We start from the raw sequence: 6,690 nt of genomic DNA, 5'->3' as shown, positions 1-6,690 counted from the left end.
GCGGCCTTGGGATGGATGGCCCCGACGTGCAGGGCGCGCGCGTCGCAGTATCGCTGCCTGTCGCTCTCGCGGTGGGCGGCGTCGGCGTGCGATCCGCCGCTGAGCTGGGCCGCGAGCACGCACAGCCGCCCGCTGGCGACGCCGAGCCGGCCGGCCGCCTCGGCCGCGTCCCTGCCGCCCGCCAGCACGGTGGAGAGCAGGTCGGCGCGGAGCCTCCGCCTGGTGTCCGCCCCGGCCCGCTGCCGGAGCAGCTGCAGCGCGACGATCTTGGCCGCGTCGGCGAGGGCGCGCTGCCGCTGGTCGCTCAGCGGCTCCCGCACGGCGGCCCAGATGGAGCCGAGGATCTCGTCCCCGGACCGGACGGCCACCGCTGCCCGGTTGATGCTGTCGTCGTCCAGCTCCATGTAGATCGGCTCACGGCTCTGGTAGAGCTGGCGGAAGAACCCGCGTTCCTCCAGCATCCGCCGGTACCGTTCCGGCACCTGGCGGCCGAGCACGGTCTCCACCCTGCCGGGGTCGGCCTCGTCCTGCCGCCCGGAGTAGGCCAGCACCCGCGATGACCGGTCCTCGATGGTGATCGGCGCGTCCAGAAGCGCGCACACGGCGTTGGCCAGCGCGAACAGGTCGTCCGGCGGAGCCTCCCCCGGTCCGGCGAGGTCGCCCTCCGCCAGCAGGGAGCGCAGCAGCGCGGCCACCTGCGCCCAGGAGGCGGCGCGGGTGAGACCCAGCACCGCCACCCCGGTCTCCAGGACCTTCGCCCGGACGAGCTCGTCGACGTCCACCGGTTGCTTGACGACGACGCCCGCCGCCGGGCCCGCCGCGTCGAGCAGGGCGCAGATCTGCTCGGCACGGTCGACCCCGACGGCGAGCAGGATGCCCCCCTCGGGGAGCAGCAGCTCGTCGAGGGGGTCGTAGATGTGCACGCCTGTGACCTCGGCGTCGAGCTCCCCGGGGGAGGCCGCCACGTCCAGCACGGTGCTGCCCAGGTCTTCCAGGATCCGCTGCAGACTGGCTCGGGGCCGGTTGGTCATCCGTTCACGATAATGGACATAGAGCGACATTATTCTCTTAGGTGATCAATGGCCACACGGGCCGCGTGGCCGATCACCCTGTCGGCCTTGGGCAACCGGAAACCGAGCGAGCCGGTCCGGAGGAAGACCGCGACGGCGTAGCGCCTCCCGTCCGGATACTCCACAACACCCGCCTCGTTGCGGACGCCCCAGAGCGTGCCGGTCTTGCCGGAGACCTTCACCTCGTCGCCGAACCCCGAGGAGAGCCGGTGCGGCCAGACCTGATTGCCCATGATCCTCCGTACCTCCGCGCAGGCCTCCGGGGGGCCGGCCTCGTCCCGCCAGATCTTACTGAGCAGGGTCGTGGTCTCGCGAGGGGTGCCCGAGGTGGTCCGTTCAGGGTCGAGGATCGACAGCGCCCGGATCCGCTCCTCGCTCACCCCGGCGAGCTCCTCCTCGTCGGAGAGGCCCAGTTCGGTCACGGCGCTTCCGAGCAGCTCGGCGCAGCCGCCGATCAGGCGGGTGCGCTCCAGGCCGAGCTCGCGCAGCGTGGCGTGCAGGTTGCCGAGCCCGACCCGGCGCAGCAGCACGTCGGTCGCCGCGTTGTCGCTCATGGTCATCATGAAGTGGGCCAGGTCGCGCAGGGTGAGCGAGACGTCGTCGGCGCAGCCGGAGGTGCCGATGCCGCCGTCCTTGTCGGCGGCGGTGACGGTCAGCCGCTCGGTGCGCTCCAGGGTCCCGGCCGCGGCCTGCCTGGCGTACTCCAGGACGATCGGGACCTTGAACACCGAGGCGAGCACGACCGGCTCATCGGCGCCGAGACCGATCTCGGCGCCGCCGTCGACGTCGCGGACGTGGATGAAGCCCTCCACGTCCGCGTCGCCGAACGCCTCACGCAACGCCTCACGCAGCACCTCACACACGGGGCAGCGCCCGGCCGTTGTGGATGTAGGCGGCACGGCCGTCCTCGACCACGAAGGTGATCGTCTCGTGCCCGCCGCCCTGCGGCTCCGCCGCGATGAAGGAGTGGCCGGAGTGGTGGACGAAGCGGGTGGTGGTGCGCGGGGTGCCCGTCCTGACCATGTACTCGTCGGGGATCATCGTGATGTCCAGGCCGCCGTCCGCCCCGGTCACCTCATAGGCGATCACCGGCCCCTCGTACCTGCCGGCGTAGGGCGTGGGGTCCACGGCCCGCGGCGTCCCGGCCGGGACCGGGAAGTCCGGGACCGGGAGCCCGGTGACCTCGCGTATCACCGGCAGCACCACATCGGCGAGCAGGCCGAGGAAGCCGCCACCGTTGACGCTCATCGCGATCGCGAAGTCCGCTCCCGGCACGACCCGCCAGAACGTGCTCTGCCCGATCGTGCCACCGTCGTGACCGCAGACCTCGCCGTCCCAGTCGAACAGCTCGAAGCCCAGGCCCCAGCGGGAGGCGAGCAGCCCGGAGACCCCGGGCACGTCGACCTGCCCGGTCCGCATGGCCGCGACCGACTCCTCCGACAGCAGCCGGGTGCCGTCCTCCGCCAGACCTCCGGCGACGAACATCCGGCCGAAGCGGACCAGCTCGCGCGGGGCCAGGCACATGGTCGAGCCCGCGGGGGCGTTGGAGCGCGGCATGGCCCACTCGTGGTGGACGACGCCCTCGGGGCCGATGTGACCTGCCGCCGCCCGGAACAGGATGGCCTCCTCGGGCAGGAGCGCCGAGTGCGTGGCGCCGAGCGGGTCCAGCAGGCGCTCGCGCATCACCCGCTCCCACGTGGCGCCACGCACCCGCGCGACCAGGGCGCCGAGCACGCAGTACCCGGCGTTGCAGTAGGAGAACAGGGCGCCGGGGGCGTGTACGTGGCCCGCGTCGTGCAGGAAGTCCACATACTTGTCCAGGCAGTCGTCGCCGCGCCCGGTGTCCTCGAACAGGTCGCCGTCGAAGCCGCCGGTGTGGGTGAGCAGGTGCCTGACCGTGATGACCTTCTCCGCGCCGTCGGCGACGGCGAACTCCGGCAGGTAGTCGCCGACCGGGCGGTCCAGCTCGACCAGCCCCTCGTCGACCAGCTGCATCACGAGGGCGGCGGTCCAGACCTTGGTGGTGGAGCCGACCTGGAAGACGCTGTCGACCGTGGTCTCCACGCCGGTGTTCCTGTTCACCACACCGGTGGCGACCTCGACGAGCCGGCCGTCCGCCCAGAAGGCGAGCGCGGCGCCGGGCACGCCGTGCCGCCGTGCCGCCTCGTCGAAACGTTCCTGCAGGTTCTCAAGCATGTCGGCTCCTCAAGCGATCTTCGGCGTGGCGCGCACACCGAGGTGGACGTACGGCGAGCCGTCGGCGAGCTCGTAGAAGACGGCCGACAGCCACTGCGGCTCCCCTTCCGGGCGGCCGACGAAGGTGACGTCGTCCACCGGGACGAGGTCGAACTGCATGGGCGGCTGCACCCCGGCGAGGGCGCCGGTGGCCTCGGCGTACAGCGAGAGCCGGCCGTCGCGGACCGTCAGCGTCATCCGGCTGCCCGCCCGCTCGTACACCCCGGCGTACCGCTCGACGTCGGTCTCGAACGGCTCGGCCGGCGGTCCCAGCACCGGCGGCACGGCCAGGCCGAGCAACTCGTCGAACAGCTCGGCGGCCAGGGCGTGCTGGAACGCGGCGGTGTGGCCGCCGTTGGCCAGCACGCACACCACCGTCTCGGTGTCGGGGACCACCCAGAGCATGGCCGCCTGGCCGATGGTGTTGCCGCCGTGGGAGATGACCCGGCGGCCCTGCCACTCGTCCAGGATCCAGCCCAGCCCCCACTGCTTGCCGAGGGTGTACGGGTTGGGGATGTCCACCTGCGGCTCCCACATCGCCCGCGGGTCGGCGAGCAGCCCGGTGCCCAGGTGCGCGCGGGCGAACGCGACGACGTCGGCGGGACGGGCGCAGATCAGCCCGGCCGGGCCGCAGGAGCGCATCAGGCCCCAGACGGGGGCGGGCGCTCCGTCCATGTGGCCCATGGCCCCGCGGAAGCGCAGGACGTCCTCCGGCAGGGTGTGGGTGTGGGTCAGGCCGAGCGGCTCGACGATCTGCTCGCGCAGCGCGGCGTCCCACACCTTGCCGGTGAGGCGCTCGACGACGCGCCCGGCGATGGTGAATCCCGCGTTGCAGTACGACTGGGTGGCGCCGAGGGGGTGGTTCTGCGCGAGGTCCGCGCAGGCCTCGACGTACTTCTCGATGCAGTCGTCACCGCGGCCGGTGTCGAGGAAGAAGTCACCGTCGATGCCGGAGGTGTGCGAGAGCAGATGCCTGATCGTGACGGTCTTGGTCACCTCCGGGTCGGCGACCCGGAACTCCGGCAGGACCTGGACGACCGGGGTCTCGAGCGTCAGCTCGCCCCGCTCGACGAGAAGCATGATCTGGGTGGCGGTCCACACCTTGCTGACCGAGCCGATCTGGAAGAGCGAGTCGGTGGTCACCTCCACCCCGGTGTCCACGTTGAGCACGCCCGCGGCGAACTCGTGGACCTCCCCCTCGTGCAGGAAGGCCAGGTTCGCGCCGGGAACCTCGTACTCGGCGATCAGCCCTGCGAGACGGTCGTGCCAGCGGTCGAGATCCATTGCTCCAGCCACGCGACGATCCTTTCGTTGTAGTCCACCCGGTGGGACGGGCGGCCGTTGAGGATGAACAGGTGGGAGCCGCCGGGATAGCGGACCAACCGGACCGGCACGCCCCGCTCCCGCAGGGCCGCGAACCACTGCTCGGCCTGACCGACCGGGCACCGGTCGTCGTTCTCGCCGTGCAGGATGAGGGTGGGCGTGGTCACCCGGGCGACGTGGGTCATCGGGGACTGGCTCGCGAGGTCGCCGCCGCACTCATACATCTTCAGGAAATATCCCATGTCGGAGGTACCGGCCATGCTGACCAGGTCGCTGACGCACCCGCCGGGGACGGCCGCCTTGAACCGGTCGGTCCGGGTCGGCAGCCAGCAGGAGATGTAGCCGCCGTAGCTGTAGCCGGTCACCGCGAGCCTGTCGGGATCGGCGAGGCCCTCGGCGACCAGCTCGTCGATCGGGCTCAGGAAGTCGCCGGTGTCGGCGACCCCCCAGGCGCCGAGGGCGGCGGTGTAGAACGCCTCACCGTAGCCGTCGCTGCCGCGCGGATTGACGGTGAGCACGGTCCAGCCCCGGGCCGCGAGCACCTGGTGGTAGAGGTGCACGCCGTCGAAGACCGGCGCCCACGCGTTGTGCGGGCCGCCGTGCACGTCCAGCAGGAGCGGTCCGGGCTCGGTGAGCCTCTCGTCCCGCAGCACGAACCCCTCGACCGCTGTCCCGTCGGGGGCGGTGAAGGTACGGCTGCGCGGGGTGAACAGCTCGACGTCGGGGAGCGCGTAGGCGGTGAGCCTGGTCACACCCGGCGCCGTCGCGTCGCGGACAGCCGGACCGTCGCCCGGCGGGGCGTCGGCCCGGCCCGCGGGCAACTCCGCGAGGTAGACATCGCCCGCACTGTACGGCGTGGCGGCGACGTAGGCGATCCTGCCGGTGGCGGCGCTGACGCCGGAGATCACCTGATCCCCGCCGACGATCTTCTCGCCGGGGGCGCGGTACAGGTGGGTGAGTCCTCTGTCACGGGCGCAGAAGATCAGGTCGTCCCCCGCGAGCTGGGGTGCCGCGCCGGGATAGCCGGGCGCGCCCACCATGACGTTGCGGTCGAGCCCGGTCTCGACCTCCACGAGCCCGTCCGGCCCGAGGCTGAACAGGCGGGTGTGCCCGACGGGGTCGCCGGCGTATCCCGCCACCAGCAGCCGCCCGCCCAGCCACCAGGCACCCGTGCAGATCACGCCGGCGCCGGTGAGCGGCTCGGGCTCGCCGCCCGAGGCGTCGACCGAGTAGACCGCACCCGTGACGGCCAGATCGCGGTCGGGCTCCATGCTCGCGACGAAGGCCAGCTTCCGCCCGTCCGGCGACCAGGACGGCTCGCCCGCGTGGAAGTCACCCGAGGTGATCTGCCGGGTCTGCCCCGTCGCCACGTCCACCACGGACAGCTGCGTGGTCAGACCGCGCAGCAGGCCCGCGCCGTCCGCCTTGTACTCCAGACGGTCGGCCACTACCGGGGCGTGCGGGTCGGGATCGCCGTGCGGCGCGCCGTAGGCGATCCTGGTGCCGTCGGGAGACCAGACCGCCGCGCCCGCGCCCAGCGGCGCGGCGGTGAGGACGCGGGGCTCGCCGCCGTTCATCGGCAGCAGATGGATCTGCGGTTTCCCGTCCACGGGACGGAGGAAGGCCAGCGAGTGCCCGTCGGGCGACCAGCGCGGGGAGGAGTCGCGCGGGCCGCCCGTCAGACGCCGCGGCTCGGCGCCGGGTGCCGCGAGCCAGATCTCGGAGCGGTTGTCGTCGGATTCCCGGTCGGCGGTCGCGACCACGTAGGCGACGCCGCTTCCACCGGGGCGCAGCCGGGGATCTTCCGGTACCGCGATGCGGTAGAGGTCGCTGAGGGAGAGGCGGGGCATGTCCGAACGTTAGGCCGCGTCCGTCACCGCTTCTTCGGTCTCCATGACGAACCGGGCCCGATCCGTTTGTGCCGTTCTCCAATCGCCTCGCGACGGCGCACGCTCCACGCCGCCTTCAGCCCCGGCACCCGCGTTGATCACGTACCACCCGGTCCCGTCCGCCGGCCGGTGGAACCGGGCGGCGGACGCGCGTCACCGCCTCCGTCGCGACG

4 protein-coding genes and 1 pseudogene are annotated in these 6,690 nt (G+C 72.5%); all 5 read right to left on the bottom strand.

The window, feature by feature from the left end:
• A pseudogene (locus tag CA984_RS22725) lies at positions 1 to 1,031 on the bottom strand (PucR family transcriptional regulator); the annotation flags it as partial.
• A gap of 29 nt (positions 1,032 to 1,060) precedes the next feature.
• On the bottom strand, positions 1,061 to 1,933 hold the full coding sequence (locus CA984_RS22720) for a serine hydrolase (protein ID WP_242676114.1): 873 nt from the start codon (positions 1,931 to 1,933) through the stop codon (positions 1,061 to 1,063).
• Complete coding sequence (locus tag CA984_RS22715; RefSeq protein WP_086575589.1) at positions 1,926 to 3,266, bottom strand: serine hydrolase domain-containing protein; 1,341 nt, start codon at positions 3,264 to 3,266, stop codon at positions 1,926 to 1,928. Before CA984_RS22715 ends, CA984_RS22720 begins: the two co-directional genes overlap by 8 nt.
• A gap of 9 nt (positions 3,267 to 3,275) precedes the next feature.
• On the bottom strand, positions 3,276 to 4,601 hold the full coding sequence (locus tag CA984_RS47290) for a serine hydrolase (protein ID WP_242676113.1): 1,326 nt from the start codon (positions 4,599 to 4,601) through the stop codon (positions 3,276 to 3,278).
• Positions 4,550 to 6,478 carry a S9 family peptidase gene (locus tag CA984_RS47285; RefSeq protein WP_086575587.1) on the bottom strand — a complete coding sequence of 643 codons (1,929 nt, stop codon included), beginning with the start codon at positions 6,476 to 6,478 and terminating at the stop codon, positions 4,550 to 4,552. Before CA984_RS47285 ends, CA984_RS47290 begins: the two co-directional genes overlap by 52 nt.
• Between the last annotated feature and the right edge of the window lie 212 nt (positions 6,479 to 6,690).

The sequence above is a fragment of the Streptosporangium minutum genome (assembly GCF_002149035.1).
Lineage (GTDB): Bacteria > Actinomycetota > Actinomycetes > Streptosporangiales > Streptosporangiaceae > Streptosporangium > Streptosporangium minutum.
This window is presented reverse-complemented; position numbering and strand designations above follow the sequence as displayed.

Coding starts and splice junctions, on each gene's coding strand:
- CA984_RS22715 (WP_086575589.1), bottom strand. CDS start 3,266: ATGCTTGAGAACCTGCAGGAACGTTTCGACGAGGCGGCACGGCGGCAC.
- CA984_RS47285 (WP_086575587.1), bottom strand. CDS start 6,478: ATGCCCCGCCTCTCCCTCAGCGACCTCTACCGCATCGCGGTACCGGAA.